The sequence below is a fragment of the Micromonospora sp. CPCC 205546 genome (genome assembly GCF_036902715.1).
In the GTDB taxonomy this organism is placed as follows: domain Bacteria; phylum Actinomycetota; class Actinomycetes; order Mycobacteriales; family Micromonosporaceae; genus Micromonospora.
On record NZ_JBAKHL010000027.1, the window covers coordinates 21,349 to 39,583 of the forward strand.

General features: G+C 75.6%; 18 protein-coding genes. 16 read left to right on the forward strand and 2 right to left on the reverse strand.

What is annotated here, in order from left to right; translation table 11 throughout:
• Window positions 1-61: 61 nt before the first annotated feature.
• The 4 genes from V6U77_RS15165 (at window position 62) to V6U77_RS15180 (ending at window position 4,782) form a co-directional block, all read left to right on the forward strand.
• On the forward strand, window positions 62-1,336 hold the full coding sequence (locus V6U77_RS15165; protein ID WP_334606961.1) for a beta-ketoacyl-[acyl-carrier-protein] synthase family protein: 1,275 nt from the start codon (window positions 62-64) through the stop codon (window positions 1,334-1,336).
• Entirely contained in the window at window positions 1,333-2,580 is a 1,248-nt protein-coding gene (locus tag V6U77_RS15170) for a beta-ketoacyl synthase N-terminal-like domain-containing protein (RefSeq protein WP_334606962.1), read from the forward strand. The genes V6U77_RS15165 and V6U77_RS15170 overlap by 4 nt, the downstream gene beginning before the upstream one ends.
• Before the next feature lie 83 nt (window positions 2,581-2,663).
• A complete protein-coding gene (locus V6U77_RS15175; RefSeq protein ID WP_334607020.1) occupies window positions 2,664-2,966 on the forward strand; it encodes an antibiotic biosynthesis monooxygenase family protein in 303 nt (100 codons plus the stop codon).
• A 430-nt stretch (window positions 2,967-3,396) separates the two neighbouring features.
• Entirely contained in the window at window positions 3,397-4,782 is a 1,386-nt protein-coding gene (locus V6U77_RS15180) for a class I adenylate-forming enzyme family protein (protein ID WP_334606963.1), read from the forward strand.
• Here the strand turns inward: V6U77_RS15180 and V6U77_RS15185 are convergent.
• A complete protein-coding gene (locus tag V6U77_RS15185; protein WP_334606964.1) occupies window positions 4,713-5,468 on the reverse strand; it encodes a 4'-phosphopantetheinyl transferase family protein in 756 nt (251 codons plus the stop codon). The two genes, V6U77_RS15180 and V6U77_RS15185, sit on opposite strands and share 70 nt — an antisense overlap.
• Window positions 5,469-5,483: 15 nt before the next feature.
• Here V6U77_RS15185 and V6U77_RS15190 point away from each other — a divergent pair, with 15 nt between their 5' ends.
• From V6U77_RS15190 to V6U77_RS15245, 12 genes are all read left to right on the forward strand, one after another.
• Window positions 5,484-5,750: an acyl carrier protein gene (locus V6U77_RS15190; protein WP_334606965.1), complete on the forward strand. Its 267-nt coding sequence runs from the start codon at window positions 5,484-5,486 to the stop codon at window positions 5,748-5,750.
• Window positions 5,750-5,995, forward strand: coding sequence for an acyl carrier protein (locus V6U77_RS15195; protein ID WP_334606966.1), 246 nt, complete (start codon window positions 5,750-5,752; stop codon window positions 5,993-5,995). Before V6U77_RS15190 ends, V6U77_RS15195 begins: the two co-directional genes overlap by 1 nt.
• Window positions 5,988-7,070 (forward strand): beta-ketoacyl-[acyl-carrier-protein] synthase family protein, encoded by a 1,083-nt coding sequence (locus tag V6U77_RS15200; RefSeq protein ID WP_334606967.1) that lies wholly within the window; start codon window positions 5,988-5,990, stop codon window positions 7,068-7,070. The genes V6U77_RS15195 and V6U77_RS15200 overlap by 8 nt, the downstream gene beginning before the upstream one ends.
• Complete coding sequence (locus V6U77_RS15205) at window positions 7,067-7,639, forward strand: beta-ketoacyl synthase chain length factor (RefSeq protein ID WP_334606968.1); 573 nt, start codon at window positions 7,067-7,069, stop codon at window positions 7,637-7,639. The genes V6U77_RS15200 and V6U77_RS15205 overlap by 4 nt, the downstream gene beginning before the upstream one ends.
• A complete protein-coding gene (locus V6U77_RS15210; protein ID WP_334606969.1) occupies window positions 7,636-9,252 on the forward strand; it encodes a class I adenylate-forming enzyme family protein in 1,617 nt (538 codons plus the stop codon). The genes V6U77_RS15205 and V6U77_RS15210 overlap by 4 nt, the downstream gene beginning before the upstream one ends.
• On the forward strand, window positions 9,249-10,487 hold the full coding sequence (locus tag V6U77_RS15215; RefSeq protein WP_334606970.1) for a beta-ketoacyl-[acyl-carrier-protein] synthase family protein: 1,239 nt from the start codon (window positions 9,249-9,251) through the stop codon (window positions 10,485-10,487). Before V6U77_RS15210 ends, V6U77_RS15215 begins: the two co-directional genes overlap by 4 nt.
• A 67-nt stretch (window positions 10,488-10,554) precedes the next feature.
• Entirely contained in the window at window positions 10,555-11,655 is a 1,101-nt protein-coding gene (gene hppD, locus V6U77_RS15220; protein WP_334606971.1) for a 4-hydroxyphenylpyruvate dioxygenase, read from the forward strand.
• Window positions 11,652-12,581 carry a phytanoyl-CoA dioxygenase family protein gene (locus tag V6U77_RS15225; RefSeq protein WP_334606972.1) on the forward strand — a complete coding sequence of 310 codons (930 nt, stop codon included), beginning with the start codon at window positions 11,652-11,654 and terminating at the stop codon, window positions 12,579-12,581. The genes hppD and V6U77_RS15225 overlap by 4 nt, the downstream gene beginning before the upstream one ends.
• 1 nt (window position 12,582) lies before the next feature.
• Window positions 12,583-13,593: a thiamine pyrophosphate-dependent dehydrogenase E1 component subunit alpha gene (locus V6U77_RS15230; protein ID WP_334606973.1), complete on the forward strand. Its 1,011-nt coding sequence runs from the start codon at window positions 12,583-12,585 to the stop codon at window positions 13,591-13,593.
• On the forward strand, window positions 13,594-14,565 hold the full coding sequence (locus V6U77_RS15235) for an alpha-ketoacid dehydrogenase subunit beta (protein ID WP_334606974.1): 972 nt from the start codon (window positions 13,594-13,596) through the stop codon (window positions 14,563-14,565).
• Window positions 14,566-15,924 carry a hypothetical protein gene (locus tag V6U77_RS15240; RefSeq protein WP_334606975.1) on the forward strand — a complete coding sequence of 453 codons (1,359 nt, stop codon included), beginning with the start codon at window positions 14,566-14,568 and terminating at the stop codon, window positions 15,922-15,924.
• A gap of 66 nt (window positions 15,925-15,990) precedes the next feature.
• Window positions 15,991-16,965, forward strand: a complete 975-nt coding sequence (locus V6U77_RS15245) for a phosphotransferase family protein (RefSeq protein ID WP_334606976.1) — start codon at window positions 15,991-15,993, stop codon at window positions 16,963-16,965.
• 44 nt (window positions 16,966-17,009) lie between these two features.
• Here V6U77_RS15245 and V6U77_RS15250 read toward each other — a convergent pair whose 3' ends face one another.
• The gene (locus V6U77_RS15250; RefSeq protein WP_334606977.1) at window positions 17,010-17,972 is read right to left on the reverse strand and encodes an AraC family transcriptional regulator; all 963 of its coding nucleotides are present in this window, start codon (window positions 17,970-17,972) and stop codon (window positions 17,010-17,012) included.
• Between the last annotated feature and the right edge of the window lie 263 nt (window positions 17,973-18,235).

An 18,235-nucleotide genomic window follows, 5' to 3' on the forward strand; every position in this document is an offset into this window, starting at 1 on the left:
TCGTGAGTGCGAGGAGTGAGCCGGGGTTGCGAGCCCCGCAGTCGCGAACTGAGGTGATGTCGTGAGCGGGCGCCGCACGGTGGTGACCGGCGTCGGGGTGGTCGCCCCCGGCGGCGCCAGCCGGGACCGGTTCTGGAAGACCATCACCGAGGGGCGTACCGCCACCCGGCGGATCACCTTCTTCGACCCGTCGCCGTTCCGGTCGCAGATCGCCGCCGAGTGCGACTTCGACCCCGTCGCCGCCGGCCTCACCCCGACCGAGCTGCGGCGCGCCGACCGCTACGTGCAGTTCGCCCTCGCCTGCGCCGCCGAGGCCCTCACGGACTCCGGCCTGGAGCTCACCGACGCGCAGCGGGACCGTACCGGCGTGGTGCTCGGCACCGCCGTCGGCGGCACCACGGCCCTGGAACAGGAGTACGTCACGGTCAGCGACGCCGGCCGCCGGTGGCTGGTCGACGCCGGACGCGGCGGCCCGTACCTCTACCAGGCGCTCGTGCCCAGCAGCCTGGCCGCCGACGTGGCGTGCCGGCACGGGCTGCACGGCCCCGCGCAGGTGGTCTCCACCGGCTGCACCTCCGGCATCGACGCCATCGGGTACGCCCACCAGCTCATCGCCGACGGCGAGGCCGACATCGTGCTGGCCGGGGCCGCCGACTCGCCGATCTCCCCGGTCACCGTCGCCTCCTTCGACGCGATCAAGGCGACCAGCCCGGACAACGACGACCCGGCGCACGCCTCCCGCCCGTTCGACGCGGACCGGCACGGCTTCGTCCTCGCCGAGGGGGCGGCGGTGCTGGTGCTGGAGGAGGCCGGGCACGCCCGGCGCCGCGGGGCGCACGTCTACTGCGAGGTCGCCGGCTACGCCAGCCGCAGCAACGGCTACCACATGACGGGGCTGCGGCCCGACGGGCTGGAGATGGGGCTGGCCATCTCGGCCGCGCTGAAGCAGGGGCGCATCGCCCCCGAACAGGTCTCCTACATCAGCGCCCACGGCTCGGGCACGCGGCAGAACGACCGGCACGAGACCGCCGCGTTCAAGCGGGCGCTGGGCCAGGCCGCGTACGGGGTGCCGATCAGCTCGATCAAGTCCATGGTCGGGCACTCGCTGGGCGCGATCGGCTCGATCGAGATGGCGGCGTGCGCGTTGGCCGTCGAGTTCGGCGTGGTGCCGCCGACGGCCAACTGGAGCACCCGCGACCCGGAGTGCGACCTGGACTACGTCCCGAACGAGGCGCGGGAGCTGCCGGTCGACGTGGCGCTCTCGGTGGGCAGCGGGTTCGGCGGTTTCCAGTCGGCGATGGTGTTCCGCCGGCTGCCCGCCGGGGTGCCGGCGTGACCGCGCGGGCCGTGGTGACCGGCATCGGCGTCGTCGCGCCCAGCGGGATCGGCGTGGACGCGCACTGGCGTACGGTGCTCGCCGGCACCCGCCGCACCGGGCCGATCACGCTGTTCGACCCGGCCGGCTACCCCACCCGCCACGGTGGGGAGGTGCCCGGCTTCGACGCCGCCGCGTACGCCGACACCCGCCGGCTGGTGCAGACCGACCGGTGGACGCACCTCGGCTTCGCCGCGACCCGGCTGGCGCTGGCCGACGCCGGCCTGCCCGAGCGCGCCCCCGACCCGTACGGCTACGCCGTGGCGCTGGCCAGCTCCTCCGGTGGGAACCTGTTCGGGCAGCGGGAGCTGCAACGGCTCTGGGGCGGGCCGTCGCGCACGGTCGGGGCGTACCAGTCGATCGCGTGGTTCTACGCGGCCAGCGTCGGGCAGCTCTCCATCCACCACCAGTTCAAGGGGCCGTGCGGGGTGCTGGTCGCCGAGGCGGCCGGCGGGCTGGACAGCCTGGCGCACGCCGCGCGGGCGGTACGCCGGGGCACGCCGGTGGTGATCGCCGGGGCGACCGAGTGCCCGCTGAGCCCGTACGCCCTGGCCTGCCAGCTGCGCTCCGGCCTGCTCAGCGACTCCGCCGACCCGGAGCGGGCCTACCGGCCGTTCGACGCGGCCGCCAGCGGCTACCTGCCGGCCGAGGGCGGGGCGGTGTTCGTCGTCGAGGAGCTGGGCCACGCGCTGTCGCGGGGCGCGCGCGTCTACGGCGAGGTGACCGGCTGGGGCGCCACCCACGACGCCGTGCACACCGGCCCGGACACCGCCGGCGACCCCGGGCAGTACGCCCGCGCCATGCGGTTGGCCCTCGACCGGGCCGGCGTCGCGCCGGAGACGGTCGACGTGGTGCTGCCCGACGCGCTCGGCGTGCCCCGCTACGACCGCAGCGAGGCCACGGCGCTGCGCGCCGTCTTCGGTGACCGCCCGCCCCCGGTGAGCACGCAGAAGCCGCTGACCGGCCGCGCGCACCAGGGCGGCTCGGCGTTGGACGTCGCCACCGCGCTGCTCGCGTTCGGCCACGACACGCTGCCGGCGTCCGCCGGGCCGGACGAGGTGGCCGAGGGCTGCGAGTTGGACTTCCTGCGGGAGCACCGGCGCCCGCGCAGCCGGCTGGCGCTGGTCTGCGCCCGCGGCTTCGACGGTTTCAACAGCGCGCTGGTCCTGCGCGGGGCAGCGCCACAGAGGGGAGCGACGCCGTGAGCGAGCAGGTCACCGGCACCACGCCCGACGGGTCCCGGGTCGGGGCGCAGCGGGGAGCCGACGCGGGCGCGCGCCGGGCGCGTGTGGTGTTCCTCGTGCGGGTGCCGTCCGAGCGTACGGAGGCGTTCCTGGCCGCGTACGAGGCGGTTCGGCACCTCGTGGCCGGCGGCGTGCCCGGGCACCTCGTCGACCAGGTCTGCCGGTCGTCGGCCGACCCGGAGCAGTGGCTGATCACCAGCGAGTGGGCGAGCCTGGCGGACTTCGAGGCGTGGGAACGCAGCCCGGAGCACCGCGACCTGGTGCGGCCGATGCGGGAGTGCTTCACCGACGCCCGGTCGCTGCGCTTCCTCGTCCTCGCCCAGACTCCCGCCGCGTACCCGGCCTGAGCCCCGCCCCGCACCGCCTTCCCGGCCGTCGCGCCGTCCACCTGCATCCGACGTCCCCACCTCGTCGTCGACCGTCGGCGAGGACCTTGGCCCGCCCCCGTCGCCCGGCCTGTCCCGCCCGGCCTGCCCGGCCCGCCCTCCGGCTCGCCCCGCGCGGCCGTATCGGCGTGCCCGAAGAGCACCATCGGCCGTCCGGTGGACGTGCCGCGCCGTACGCACGATGGGTCATCCGGCGGATACCCTCAGTCGGCGTACGCGCCCGATCCTGCCCGCCGAAGCGGTCGTGGGCAATCCGGCCAGCCGCCCTTTCTGATCTAGCCATTTGCATCTAGCTATGCATCCGGACGGCGTCGTAAGGTTCCCCGCAGCACCCCGACAGGCACACCTTATGGGCGATTCCGCCCTGTTCGAGGCTGGGCGGTGAACGGTAGTGACGACGGGAAATCCTGCGCCGACAGACCCGATCTGGGTCGATGAAATTCTGCTCCGAGGCCGTTCCACCGACATTTGTCTCCGGCTTCCCGAACCGGTCGACCGGGGCGCCCTGCGCCGGTTGGTGGCCGACGCGCAGGTTCGCCTCGCCGCCGCCGGACTGCGTCCCGGCGGAGCGGCGGCGCTGCGGATGCCGCCCTCCCTGGCCTACGTGGTGAACCTGCTGGCCACCTGGCGCAGCGGCGCGCAGGCGATCCTGCTCGACCACCGGCTCACCGACCACGAGGTCGACCGGGCCCTGCGGCGGCTCACCCCGCAGGTGGTGGTGGCCCCCGTCCGCACCGGCGACAGTGGACTGCGGGTCTTCGTCGACGTCACCGAGGGCGTCACCGCGTACGCCGACCGCCCGGCGGTCAGCGGGCACGCGGTGATCCAGCTCAGCTCCGGCTCCACCGGGCCGTCCAAGGTGATCGGGCGTACCGCCGACGACCTGGTCGCCGAGGTGCTCCGCTACAGCCGCATCGACGGCGTGGCGCTGCCCGGCGAGCGGATCATCCTGTTGCCCTCGATGGTGCACGTGCTCGGCCTGGTCGGCGGCCTGCTCCACGGCCTGCACGCCGGCGTCGAGCTGGTGCCGCCGCAGCGGCTCGCCGGCGACGCCGTGCTGGCCGCGATCGCCGCCGACGACTCGCCGGCCACCGTGCTCGGCGTGCCGTTCCACATCGGACTGCTCGCCTCCACCCGCCCCACCGGGCCGCTGCCGCAGTTTCGGCGCATGACCACCGGCGGGGAGCTGGTGCCGGCCGCCGTCGCCCGCGCCTTCACCGACCGCTACGGCGTGCCGCTGGGCAACATGTACGGGATGACCGAGGTCGGCGTCATCGGCACCGACCTGCACGGCCGGCACCGTCCGTCGATCGCCCCGGCGCCCGGGATCGAGGTCCGCGACGTCGACGGTGAGCTGTGGGTGAGCTGCCCCGCGTCGCCGTACGTCGGGCTGAGCGACCCCACCCGCTGGGCCGACGGCTGGCTGCGCACCCGCGACGCCGGCACCGTGGACCGGGACACCGGCCTGGTCACCGTCCGCGGGCGGCTCGACTCGCAGGTCTCCGTCGGCGGCCTGAAGGTCGACCTGACGGAGGTGGAGGCGACCGTCGCCGCCCTGCCCGGCGTCGCCGCCGCCGTGGTCGTCTTCGACGGCGGCATCACCGCCTACGTGCAGCCGGACGGGCCGCTGTCGGAGGAGGTGCTCGACAAGCTGCTCGCCGAGCGGCTGGCCGGCTACAAGCGACCCCGCACCCTGCGACTGGTGGATCAGTTGCCGCGCACCACCACCGGCAAGCTGGTCCGCTCGACCGACGCGCTGCGGGCGGCCGCCTCGTGAGCGCTGCACCGCGCCGCCGCGACCGCCCCGTCCGATTCGACCGACACCACCCGGACCGGCACCGCCTCGTCGGCGGCTACCGCGACCGCCAGGACCAGGCCCCCGCCCAGGCGGGGATGCCCGACGCGCAACCGCGCGGCGCCCGGCGGCCGCAGCACCCCGTCGAGGGCGTCGGGCACCGGTCGCAGCACCCCGTCGAGGGCGTCGGGCGCCGGCATGAGCCGCCGCAGACCGCCGTCGCGCAGCCCCGTCCCGAGCGCCTTGCCCACGGCCTCCTTCGCCGTCCACAGCCGCAGGAAGTCATGAGCCCGCCCGTCGGCGCCACGCCCGGCCAGCCACGCCGCCTCGGCCGGCGCGAACCATCGCCCGGCCAGCGCCAGCGCGGGCAACGGGCGGCACCACTCCACGTCGACCCCCACCGGGCCGGCTGCCCGGGCGGCGACCGCGACCACGCCGTCGGCCCGGCTGACGCTGACCGGAAGCTCCACCCGGACCCCCGCGCCGGACACCGCGACCAGCGGACGCCCGTCGCGGCCGTGCTCCACCACGATCTCCGCCTCCGCGCGGCCGAGCAGCGCGGCACCCGCCCGCCGCAACAGCCGCCCGGCCGGGGTCGGCCGACCGCCCACACCCCGACCGATCCACACGTACGCGGTGTCCCGACCGGGCACCGGTAACTGGCTCACGGAAAGAGGTTAACCATGCGACCCGAGATCCGCGCCTTCGTCGTCGAGCAGCTCGAGGACATGAACTACGACGTCGAGGGCATCGACGACGACACCACGCTCGGCCCGTCCGGAGTGGACCTGGAGTCGCTGGCCCTGGCCGACCTCGCCGTACGCGTCGAGGACCGCTACGGCCTGAAGTTCGCCGACGACGAGTCCGAGAAGCTGGCCCTGATGACGGTCGGCGAGTTCACCACGATGATCGCCGACCGGGTCGCCGGGGCGACGAGCGACAACTCCTGATGGCCGGTCAGCCCGACCTGGGGCGCGCCGAGCTGGTGGCCATGCTCGCCGACCTGGCCGGCAAGCCACCCGCGGAGGTCGGTGACCGGATCGGCTCCATGGAACTGGCCTGGCTCGTGCACCTCGTCGAGCAGCGCCACGACCGGCGGCTCGACCTCACCGACGACCAGCTCGCCGCGATCCGCACCGTCGACGACGCCCTGGCGGTCTTCCGGACCGCCCTGACCGCCGCCGCCGATGGCTGAGCCGGCGGCCGTCCGGCTCACCGGCGTCCACGCGAGCAGCGCGTTCGGCAGGGGAACCGACGCGCAGCTCGCCGGTGTGCTCGCCGGCGAACCGGCGTTCCGGCCGGTGGACCGCTTCGACACCGCACCCCGCCGGGTCGACGCCGCCGCCACCCTGCCCGACGCCGGCGACCTCGCCGACGAACTCGCCGAAGCCGTCGACGCCGCCTGCCGGCACGCCGGCCTCGACGCCGGCCGCCGGGCCGGCACCGCCCTGCTGCTGGCCGTGCACGGCGGCACGGACGTGCCGGCGCTCACCACCGCGCTGGCCGCCCGGACGGGGCTCACCGGCCCCACCCGGGCGTACACCACGGCCTGCGTCTCGGCCGGCAGCGCGGTCGTCGACGCCGCCGCCCTGATCCGCCGGGGCGACGTCGACCGGGCGGTGGTGGCCGCCGGCTACCTGGTCGAGCCGGACCAGTACGCGCTCTTCGACGCCGGCCGTGCCCTCGCCACCGACGGCGCGGTGCGCCCGTTCAGCGCGGGCCGCACCGGCCTGCTGCTCGGCGACGGCGTCGCCGCGGTCGTGCTGGAGGCGCGGGCCGGCGCCCGGGAGGCGGTCGCCGACCTGCTCGGCTGGGGCCGGGCCGGGGACGCGTTCCACCCCTGCCAGCCGGAGCCGGGCGGGCGCGGCCTGGCCCGCGCGGTCACGGCGGCGCTGCGCCGTGGCGGGCTCCCGGCGGAGTCGATCGGGTACGTCAACGCCAACGCCACCGGCGCCGTCCACAGCGACGCCGCCGAGGCGAGCGCGCTGCGCACCGCGCTCGGCGCGGCCGCGACGCACGTGCCCGTCAGCTCCACCAAGGCGCTGCACGGGCACGCCCTGGAGGCCTCCGGCCTGCTGGAACTGGTGGTGACCGTGCTCGCCCTGCGGCACGGGAAGCTGCCCGTCAACGCCGGCTGGCTCGGCCCCGACCCGGCCTGCCCGCTCGACGTCGTGCGCGCCGCGCCCCGGCCCGTCACCAGCCGGTACGCGCTGAGCCTCAACGCCGCCTTCGGCGGCGCCAACACCGCGCTGCTGGTCGGTGCGCCATGAGCGCAACCGCCGCCGACCCCGCCGGGCACCTCGCCGTGCTGGCCGAGGCGGCCTGGCCCGAGCCGGGCGACGGGGCGCCACCGCCGGTGCCCGGGTACGTGCACTCCAGCTTTCCGCCCCTCGTCGCGGCCGTCGCCGAGCGCTGCCTGACCCGGGCGTACGGCCGGCGGCCGGCCCCCGGCGGTGAGCGGACCGCGGTCGTGCTGGTCAGCGCGACCGGGGACCGCGCCAGCGCGGCGCACGTGCGCGCCACGGTCGCCGCCGGCGGCCGACCCGGACCACTGTTCTTCTTCCAGTCGGTGCCCAACAGCGTGGCCGGGCACGTGGCCGCCCGCTGGGGCCTCGGCGGGCCGGTGGTCTGCCTCGCACCGACCGGCGACCCGCGCGCCGAGGGCATTGCCGAGGTCGCGCTGCTGCTGCACGACGGCGACGCCGACCGGGCGTTGCTGGTCCTGATCGAACAGGCGCCCGACGACGACGGCGGCGCGGACCGCCGGGCCGGTGCCCCGGGCGGGGCACCCGGGACCGGCACCGTCGCGGTGCTGCTGGGGGGAGGAGACGCACCATGAGGAACAGGGGACTGCGCGCGGCGCTGGCCGCCGACGAGCGCGTCGGCGCCGGCAACGTGCTGACCCGGGTGCTGGCGCACGGTGCCGACCCGGACGGGCCGGGCCTCACCTTCGACACCGCCGTGGACGGCCACCCGGCCGGGCGGGAGCTCACGCTCGGCCGGCTCGAAGAGCGGGTCGCCGCCCGCGCCGCCTGGCTGCACGAGCGGGGGATCCGGCCCCGCGACCCGGTCGCCGTGTGGGCCACCGCCGCCGCCGACATGGTGCTCAGCTTCCTCGCGCTGGCCCGCCTCGGCGCGATCCCGGCGCTGATGAACGGCGGGCTGCGCCCCGAGATAGCCGCCGAGTACGTGCGCCGGCTGCGCGGCGTCGGGGTGCTCGCCGACGACGCGCACGGCGCCCTGCTGGCGGGCCACGACCTCGGCGTGCCGGTGCTGGGTACGCCGACCGAGGCCGGCACCGGCGACCCCGCCGCCGCGCCCGAGCACTACCGGCACCACGCCGACGACCCGGTCGTCATCACCCACACCTCCGGCACCACGGGGGTGCCCAAGGCGGTGCTGCACTCGCACGCCAGCCTCTTCGCCGCCACCCGGCACCTGCTCGCCATGCCGCAGGCGCAGGGCACCCGTCGCATCCTCAACGCGCTGCCCGCCCCGCACACCGCCACCGTGCTCATGGTCAACCAGGCCCTCGGCAACTGCGCCGAGATGCTCCTGCTCTCCGAGCAGGGCGGGGAGCGGGTGCTGGAGGCGATCCAGCGCTGGCGTCCCGACGGGGTGTTCGGGTTCTCCGTGACCTGGGCGGAACTGGCGCGCTTCGACCTGTCCGCGTACGACCTGGACTCGGTGTCGCTGTGGTTCAACACCGGCGACTGCTCGCACGAGCCGCACGTACGCCGGCTGGTCGCGGTCGGCTCCCGCGACGTGGTGACCCGCGACGGGGTCACCCGCGTGCCCGGCTCGGTCTTCATCGACGGGCTCGGCTCCAGCGAGATGGGGCACTCGATGTTCCACGTCACCCACCGCGTCGACACCGACCGCTACGGCCGCTGCGTCGGGCGGCCCTACCGGTTCGCCAGGGTCGCCGTGCTCGACGCCGGGGGCGACCCGGTGCCGGCCGGCGAGGTGGGCCGGCTCGGCATCGACTCACCCTCGCTGTTCCGCGGCTACTGGAACGACTCGGCCACCACGTACCGGTCCCGGCAGCGCGGCTGGTACCTCACCGGCGACCTGGTGTACGCCGACGACGAGGGCCGCTACTACCACCTGGACCGGGCCGTCGACGCGGTCGACGCCGGGGACGGGCGGTGGTTCTACACCGCCCTGTCCGAGGAGCGGGTCCTCGCGGCCTGCCCGGACGTCACCGACTGCACGGTGGTGATCACCTCGGGGGCCGACGGGGTGGTCACCGACGTGCTGCTGGAACTCGCCGCCGGCGCCGACCCCGCCGAGGACCGCACCGGGCGGGTACGGACCGCGCTCGGCCCCGACGTCGGCGCGACCCTGCGCCGGGTCGTGCCGGTCCGCTCGGCGGACATCCCGGTCACCGTCACCGGCAAGGTGCGCAAGGTGGCCCTGCGGGAGCGGTACCTCACCGAGTCGCCGTCATGACCGCCGTGATCACCGGGATGGGGCTGTTCACCCCCGCCGGGCGGGGCGTCGACGCCACCTTCGACGCGCTCTGCTCCGGCCGTTCCGGGCTGGCCCGACCGCCGGCAGGGCATCCGGCGGCCGGGTCGCTGGAGGTGGCCGGCCTGCTCCCCGACGTCGACCCGCGCACCGTCGCCTCCGGGCCGGAGACCAGGGTGCTGGACCGGGTCGTGGTGCTCGCCCTGCTCGCCGCCGCGGACGCGCTCGCCGACGCCGGCCTCGAGGTGGGCCGGGACGTGGACCCGGGCCGGATCGGCGTGATCGTCGGCGGCGTCGGCGGGCTGGCCACCCTGGAGGCGCAGGTGCTCACCCGCGCCGAGCGGGGCCGGGCGGCGGTCAGCCCGTACCTGCTCACCGGCATCCTGCCGAACATGCCGTCGGCCCGCGTCGCCATCCGGTACGGCATCCGCGGCTACACCTCGTCGGTCGGCACCGCCTGCGCCTCGGGCGCCCAGGCGATCGCCGACGCGGTGCGGCTGATCCGTGCCGGGGAGGCCGACGTGGTGGTCTGCGGGGCCAGCGAGGCGCCGCTGTTCCCGACCTTCGCCGACACCTTCGGCAACGCCCGGGCGCTCGCCCGGGGCTGGGCCGACGCGACCGCGGCGAGCCGGCCGTTCGACACCCGCCGCAACGGGTTCGTCCTCGCCGAGGGCGCCGCCCTGCTGGTTCTGGAGAGCGCCGCGCACGCCGCCGCCCGGGGCGCCGCCGGCTACGCCGAGGTCGCCGGGTACGGGGTGAACACCGACGCGTACCACCCCACCGCCCCGCGACCCGACGGCGCCGGCGCGGCGGAGTGCATGCGGCGCGCGCTGGCCAGTGGCGGCGTGCCCGCCGCGCGGGTCGGCTACGTCAACGCGCACGGCACCGGCACGAAGCTCGGCGACATCGCCGAGACCGCCGCCCTGGCCGAGGTGTTCGGCGACGGCGGCGTGCCGGTCAGTTCCACCAAGGCGCTCACCGGCCACCTGCTCGGCGCCTCCGGGGCGCTGGAGGCTGCGGCCACCGCGCTGGCGCTCGGTCGGGGCCTGCTGCCGCCGACGCACAACCTCGACGACCCGGACCCGGCCTGCCCGGCCGACCACATCCGCCGCGAGCCGCGCAGGACGGACACCGGTTACGCGTTGACCAACTCCTTCGGCTTCGGCGGACAGAACGTGAGCCTGCTGCTCACCCGGGCCGCCCGGCCGAGGGACTGACCACGCTCCATCCCGGGCGGACCGCGCCCGGACGGCAACCACGGGCAACCGTGAAAGGGCTGAGGACATGGACATCCGTGGGATAGACCACATCGAACTCTTCGTGGGCGACGCCCGGCAGGCGGCCTTCTACTTCGACCGGGCGGTCGGCTTCCAACTGCGCGGCCAGGGCGGCCCCGAGACCGGGCTGGCCGACCAGCGGTCGCTGCTGCTGAGCCAGGGCGACGTCCGGATGGTGCTCACCACCGGGCTGACCGCCGAGCACCCGGCGTCGAGGTACGTGCAGCGGCACGGCGACGGCGTGGCCGTCGTCGCGCTGGAGGTGGACGACGCCGCCGGCGCGTACGCCGAACTGCTGCGCCGGGGCGCGGTCGGGGTGACGCCGCCGACCACCTACACCGGCGCGGACGCCGAGGTGGTGACCGCCGAGGTCGGCGGCTTCGGCGACGTGCTGCACCGCCTCGTGTCCCGCCGCGGCGACGCCGACGAGTTCCTGCCCGGGGCGGTCGAGACGACGCCTCCCGACGGCGGCGGCAAGCTGCTCGCCGAGATCGACCACCTGGCGGTCTGCGTGCCGCCCGGCCAGCTCGCCGGGACCGTCGGGCACTACCGGGACGTGTTCGGGTTCGCGGAGATCTTCGCCGAGCACGTGGAGGTCGCCGGGCAGGCGATGAACTCCACGGTGGTGCAGAGCCCGTCGGGGCGGGTGACCCTGGTGCTGCTGGAGCCGGACCGCTCGCGCCGGCCCGGGCAGCTCGACGCCTTCCTCGACCGGCACGTCGGCGCCGGGGTGCAGCACCTGGGGCTGCGCACCGACGACATCGTCACCGCGGTCGCCACCCTCGCCGAGCGGGGCGTGCGGTTCGCCGGCACCCCGGCCAGCTACTACGACGCCCTGGAGGCGCGCGTCGGCCCGGTGGACGCGCCGCTGGAGCGGCTGCGCGACCTCGGCGTGCTCGTCGACCGCGACCACGGCGGGCAGCTGCTGCAGATCTTCACCGAGTCCATGCACGTGCGCCGCACGCTCTTCCTGGAGCTGATCGAGCGGCGCGGGGCGCGGACCTTCGGCAGCGGCAACATCAGGGCCCTCTACGAGGCCAAGGAACGGGAACTGGCCGCGGCGGGGACCACCGTCGCGGCCCCGACACCGCAGGAGGTGCGGGCGTGACCGCGACCGAGTTCGAGCCGGTACTGACCGCCGAGGAGGAGGCACTGCTGCCCTCCGAGGAGGACGTGGCGTTCTACGCCGCGCACGGCTGGTACCTGTCGAAGAAGCTGCTCACCGACGACGAGGTGGACGCCCTCGCGGCGGCCGCCGAGCGCTACTACGCCGGCGAGCGGGACCGCCGCCTGCCGGTGCGCCCGCCGAGGCTCGCCTACTGGGAACCGTCGAAGGGCACGGTGCAGCGGCACAACGACTACGTCCACCACGAGCACGACGGGCTCGGGGCGATCCTGCGCAAGCCGCTGATCGGCGCGGTCGCCGCCCGGCTCGCGCGGGCCACCGAGATCCGCGTGTTCCAGTCCACCCTGATCTACAAGCCGCCGGTCTCGGGCGAGCCGTCCAACATCGTGCCCTGGCACTTCGACAAGCACTACTGGGCGTCCTCGTCGTCCCAGGACATGCTCACCGCGTTCATCCCGTTGCACGACTGCGGCGAGGAGATGGGCACCATCACGATGGTCGACGGCTCGCACCGCTGGGCGGAGACCGGCGCCGACGACACGGTGGTGCGTCACTTCGCCGACCGCGACCGCGACCAGCTCGAGGACATGCTCGCCGAGAACGCGGCCCACAACGGCGCGGAGATCCGCAAGGTGCCGATGGTGATCCCCAAGGGGCACATGAGCTTCCACCACTGCCGCACCTACCACGGCAGCGGCGCCAACGTCAGCGGCCGCCCGCGCCGGGCGATCTCGCTGCACCTGCAGGACGGCGACAACGCCTGGCGGGAGTACCGCCTCTCCGACGGCACCCTCGCCGCGTACAACCACGACGTGCTGGTCCGCCGCACCCACGACGGGCGGCCGGACTACGCGGACCCCGAGTACTGCCCCGTCATCTGGCGCCACCGCGCCCCGCGGGGCGGCTGACATGTCGCGCCACGACCGGGGGCGGACCCACCCGGGGGGCGACGGGCCGGACGAGGCGGTCCGGCTCTACCGGACGGTGCGGCTGATCCGCCGGTTCGAGGAGCGGGCCATCGAGCTGGTCCGCTCCGGGCACGTCGTCGGGGGCATCCACCCGTACCTCGGGCAGGAGGGGATCGCCGCCGGGGTCTGCGCCGCGCTGCGCGCCGGCGACGTGCTCGCCGGCACCCACCGGGGGCACGGGCACGTGCTCGCCAAGGGCGCGGACCCGGCCCGGATGATGGCCGAGCTGTGCGGCCGGGTCACCGGCCTCAACGCCGGCCGGGGCGGCTCGATGCACGCCGCCGACTTCGGCGTCGGCGTGCTCGGCGCCAACGCCATCGTCGGCGCGTCCGGGGCGATCGTCACCGGGGCGGTCTGGGCGCGCCGCCGCCGGGGCGACGACGTCGTCGGGGTGAGCTTCTTCGGCGACGGCGCGGTCAACGAGGGGATGCTGCTGGAGGCGTTCAACCTGGCCGCGCTGTGGCGGGTGCCGGTGCTGTTCGTCTGCGAGAACAACGGCTACGCCACCACCATGCCCGTCGCGGGCGCGGTCGCCGGCAGCATTCCCGGCCGGGCCGCCGCCTTCGGCATCCCGGCCGCCGTCGTGGACGGCCAGGACCCCGAGGCGGTACGCGCCGCCGCGAGCGCCGCCGTCGACCGGATGCGAGCCGGCGGCGGCCCCGAGCTGATCGAGGCGCGGACCTACCGGTTCGACGCCCACCACACCTTCGAGCACGCGGTACGCCTCGACTACCGCCCGCCCGAGGAGGTGGCCCGGGGCCGCTCCCGCGACCCGGTGGACATCCAGGGCGGACGGCTCCCCGCCGCCGACCGGGCGGAGGTCGACGCCGAGGTGGAGGCCACGCTGGACGCGGCCGTGCGGTTCGCCCTCGCCGGCGCCGAACCGGATCCGGCCGACGCGCTCGCGTACCTGTACGCCAGCGGGCTGACCGCCCGCACCGGAGGTGGGTAGATGCCCAGGCTGTCCTACCGCAGGGCGCTCACCCGGGCGCTCGCCGACGAGTTGGCCCGCGACGAGTCGGTGTTCCTGCTCGGCGAGGACATCCGGGTGGCCGCCTCGAACGTCACCGCCGGGCTGGTCGCGCGGTTCGGCCCGGAGCGGGTGCGCGACACCCCGCTGTCGGAGCAGGCGTTCACCAGCTTCGCCACGGGGGCGGCCCTGGCCGGGATGCGGCCGGTGGTCGAGTTCCAGATCCCGTCGCTGCTGTTCCTGGTCTTCGAGCAGATCGTCAACCACGCCCACAAGTTCCCGCTGATGACCGGCGGGCAGTGCGCGGTGCCGGTCACCTACCTGGTGCCGGGCTCCGGTTCCCGTACGGGCTGGGCGGGGCAGCACTCCGACCACCCGTACGGACTCTTCGCCCACGTCGGGGTGACCACCGTGGTGCCGGCCACCCCCGCCGACGCGTACGGCCTGCTGGTGTCGGCGGTGCGGTGCGACGACCCGGTGGTGGTCTTCGCCCCCGCCGCGGCGCTGGACGTGCGCGCCGACGTCGACCTCGCCGCCCTCGCGCCGGTGCCGCTGGGCCGCGCCCGGGTGCACCGGCGCGGCGACGACGTGACCGTGGTCGCGGTCGGGCACCTGGTGCACGACGCCCTCGCGGTCGCCGAGGAGCTGGCCGACCAGGTGTCGGTGGAGGTGTTCGATCCGCGCACGCTCTACCCGTTCGACTGGGACGCGCTCGCCGAGTCGGTGGCGCGCACCGGACGGCTGGTGGTGGTGGACGACTCCAACCGCTCCTGCGGCATCGCCGGGGAGATCATCGCGACCATGGTCGAGCGGGTACGGCTGGTCGCGCCGCCCCGGCGGGTCACCCGCCCCGACGGCGCGGTGCTGCCGTTCGCCCCGGCGCTGGACCGGGCCGTGCAGCCCAGCCGCGAGCAACTCGTGGCCGCCATCGGACACGTCATGAAGGACGGTTGAATGAACGACGCCGACTACCGCTGGCCCTCGGCCGCGCGCGCGTGGCTCGACCTGCCCGCACCGGTGCGCGCCGACATGGTGGCCGCCGGGGCCGAATCCTGGCGGGAGGTCTTCGACGGCCGGGCCACCTACAACGAGCAGTGGCGCCTGGCCCGGCCGCCGGTGATGGACGAGACGTCGCTGGGCGTGCTCAACGCCGTCTCCGACCGGCTCGCCCAGCTCATCTTCGAGGCGTGCCGGCGGCGGGCCGGCACGGCGGGGGAGCTGCGCCGGCTGCTGAACGTCGCCGACGGCGAGACCCGGCTGCTCGACGACGACGAGCCGCTCACCGAGGCGCTGCTGGACGCGTTCCGCCCGGACGTGCTGCTCTGCGACGGGGTGCCCCGCTTCGTCGAGTACAACATCGACAGCAGCCTCGGCGGCGCGTTCGACGCGGACACCACGGTGCGCCGCTTCGTCGAGCTCTACCGGCGCCGCGGCCTCACCGACCGGGTCCGGCTGGCGGCGGCACCCTCGGCGGTGGACCGGCGCTTCGCCGCGATCCGCGCCGGTCTCGGCCTGCCCGAGGGCGCCCGGGTCGCCATGCTTGTCGACTTCGACGCCGAGTACCCGGGACTCGACGACCCGCAGCGGTTCATCAGGCTGCTGTCGCCGGTGGTCGAGCGGGCCGCCGCGTCCGGCCTGGACCTGGTCATCGCGCCGGTCTCCCAGGTCGGCCTCGACGACCGGAAGCGCCTGGTGGCCGGCGGCGCCCCGGTCGACGGGGTGTTCCGGCTCTTCGTGCCCAACCGGGTCACCCCGAGCGCCGGGGTGGACGCCCTGGAGGCGGGGCTGGCGGCGGGCACGGTGCCGATGTGGGTGTCGGCGGCGGCCTGGCTGGTCGCCAACAAGCGCGCCTTCGCCTGGCTCTGGGAGGACGCCGACGCGCTGCCCGTCGCCGACCGCGACCTCGTGCACCGGTACGTGCCGCGTACCTGGTCGCTGACGGCGCAACTGCTCGACCGGGCGGTGGCCGACCGGGCCGGCCTGGTGGCGAAGCCGGCCGACGGCTCCGCCGGGGTGGACGTGCTGATCGGCCGGGAGACCGACCCCGACGCGTGGCGCGACGGCCTGACCCGCGCCGTCGGGCGGGGCGGTTTCATCCTCCAGGAGTACGTGAAGGCCGACGACGTGCCGCTGGACTTCGTGCACATCGGCACCGGCGAGACGGTGGCCGCCGACGTGCCGTACAGCATCGCCCCGTACCTGTTCGGCCGCCGGCCGGCCGGCGCGTGCATCCGTACGGGCTTCCCGGGCTGCGACGGCGTGCTCAACCTGGCCCGCGGCGTCCTCCTCTCCGGCCTCCTGACCACCCCCTGACCCCACCCGCCCTCGCCCCCGCCCCGCCCCTCAGACGCGGGGGTGGGGGTGGGGGAGGATCGGGGGGTGGGGGATCGGGTGGGGTTGGGGGTCGGGGAGCTGCGGGCGGTGGCGCGGGCGGCCTTCGGGGGCCGGCGGGCGCTGGTCGCGGTCGAGCGGTTGGCGGGCGGCACGAAGAAGGGCGTCTACCGGCTGACCCTGGACGACGGGTCCACCGGCATCGCCTACGTGTGGCATCCGGCGGAGGACTACTGGCCGGCGCAGGCGGCACCGGAACGTGACGGCCTCTTCGGGCACGCCACCGGAGCCGACCTCTTCGTCGCGGCGCACCGGGAGTTCAGCGCCGCCGGGGTGCGGGTGCCCCGGCTGCTGCTCGCCCCCACCGCCGGCCTGCTGCCCGGGGAGGTGGCGGTGGTGGAGGACGTCCGGGGCGGCACCCTCCAGCACCTGCGGGAGCGCGACCCGCGCCGGGCCGGGGTGGTGCTGGCCCGGCTCGGTGACGCGGTCCGGAGCATGCACGCCCGCCGCCGCGACCGGTACGGCCGCCCGGGCGTGCACGGGCCGGCATCCGGCCGGCCGGTGGAGGCGATCGTGCTCGACCGGGCGCTGCGGGACCTAGCCGAGGCCGCCGCCCGGGTGCAGCGGATCGCCGTCGTACGGCAGCGCCTCGCCGACGCCCTCGCCGAGCGCCGCGCCGCCGTGGCCCCCCGTTCCCGGTACGGCCTGATCCACGGTGAACTCGGGCCGGACCACGTGCTCGTGGACGCGCGGGACCACCCGGTGCTCGTCGACATCGAGGGCGCGATGTTCCTCGACGTGGAGTGGGAGCACGCCTTCCTCGAACTGCGCTTCGGCGACGCCTGGCCGGCGCTGGCCGTCGACGGTCTCGACGGGCACCGGCTGCGCCTCTACCGGCTCGCGACGCACCTGTCGCTCGTGGCCGGTCCGCTGCGCCTGCTCGACGGCGACTTCCCCGACCGGGCCGGCATGCGCGCCATCGTCGAGCACAACGTCAGCGAGACGCTGGCCCAGCTCGCCTGAGCCGCCGCCGCCGTCGCCGTGGGTACGAGACGAGGTCCGACCGGTCAGCGGCGCAGGGTGCTGGACGGCGACTCCCCGAAGCGGGACCGGTACTCGCTGGCGAAGCGGCCCAGGTGGGTGAAGCCGTGGTCGAGGGCGACGCTCGTCACGGACATGCCCGGGGCGGCCTCGCGTAGCGTGGCGTGGACCGCGTCGAGCCGGCGGGCACGCAGGTAGGCCATCGGCGTGGTCTGCAGCTCGCGGCGGAAGCAGTCCTGCAGCGTCCGTACGCTCACCCGCAGTGCCTCCGCGACGTCGCCCACCGTGAGTGCCTCGTCGTGGTGTTCCGTCATCAGCGCGCAGGCGCGTTGGACGAGGCGTCCGGGCGCCGGGTGCCTCGTCGGCTCGGCGAGCAGGTCGGTGTGGTTGTGGCGGTGGGTCAGCAACAGCTTGCCGATGAGCGCCTGCTCGAAGCGGCGGATGACCTGTGGGTGGTCGAGGAGGGAGCCACCCTGCGGTTGGGACAGCTCGTCGGCGAGGAAGTCCACCCCGCGTGCCCAGGCCGCCGCCGAGGGGGTGCGCATGACCATGCCGAGGTCGAAGCGGAGCTGGCCGTCCACGGGTCGACCGAGCAGTCGCGTGAGCTCCCGGTCGACCGTCTGCCGGTCGGCGTAGAAGATCCGGTGCGCGGACGCCTCGGACCACCGCATGTCCGACGGGTCGTAGGGGGAGAGGACGGAGGCGGTGTCCGGCGTCGAGGTCACGCTGCGTCCGGCGTGGCGGACCTCCGCCGTGCCGCCGCGCGGCATCTGTACGAGGTAGAAGGTCTCCAACGCGGCGGGCTGGATCCGCACCGCCTGCGCGTACTCGAGGTCGACGACGCCCACGCCGCCCGACCGGCGCGCCGTCATTCGCAGGCGGACGCCGTGGACGCCCGCCTGGGGCGTGAGCCGGTGCGGACAGAAGACGCGACCCACCTCCGTGCGGGCGCGCTCGATGTCGTCCGTCCTGACCGTCGTGGCAGCCATCTGGGACCTCCTGATCGGGCCGGGCCGGGGCGGCCGCGCGCCGCTGGTGACACGCGGAACAACGGTTCGCCCGGGGACTGGGGCCCTGCGCCGGGACGCCCTGCTGCGCCGAGACTAGGACCGGAGCGGAGCACACGACAGAGGCGTGCTCCAAACCCGACACAGGACAGCGCGCGACGCCACTTCCCCCGGCCGCGCTAAGCGGATGTCGCCCGCGTCCAACGGATAGCTGCCCTGCCGCCGGGTTCGTTAGCGTGCGATCG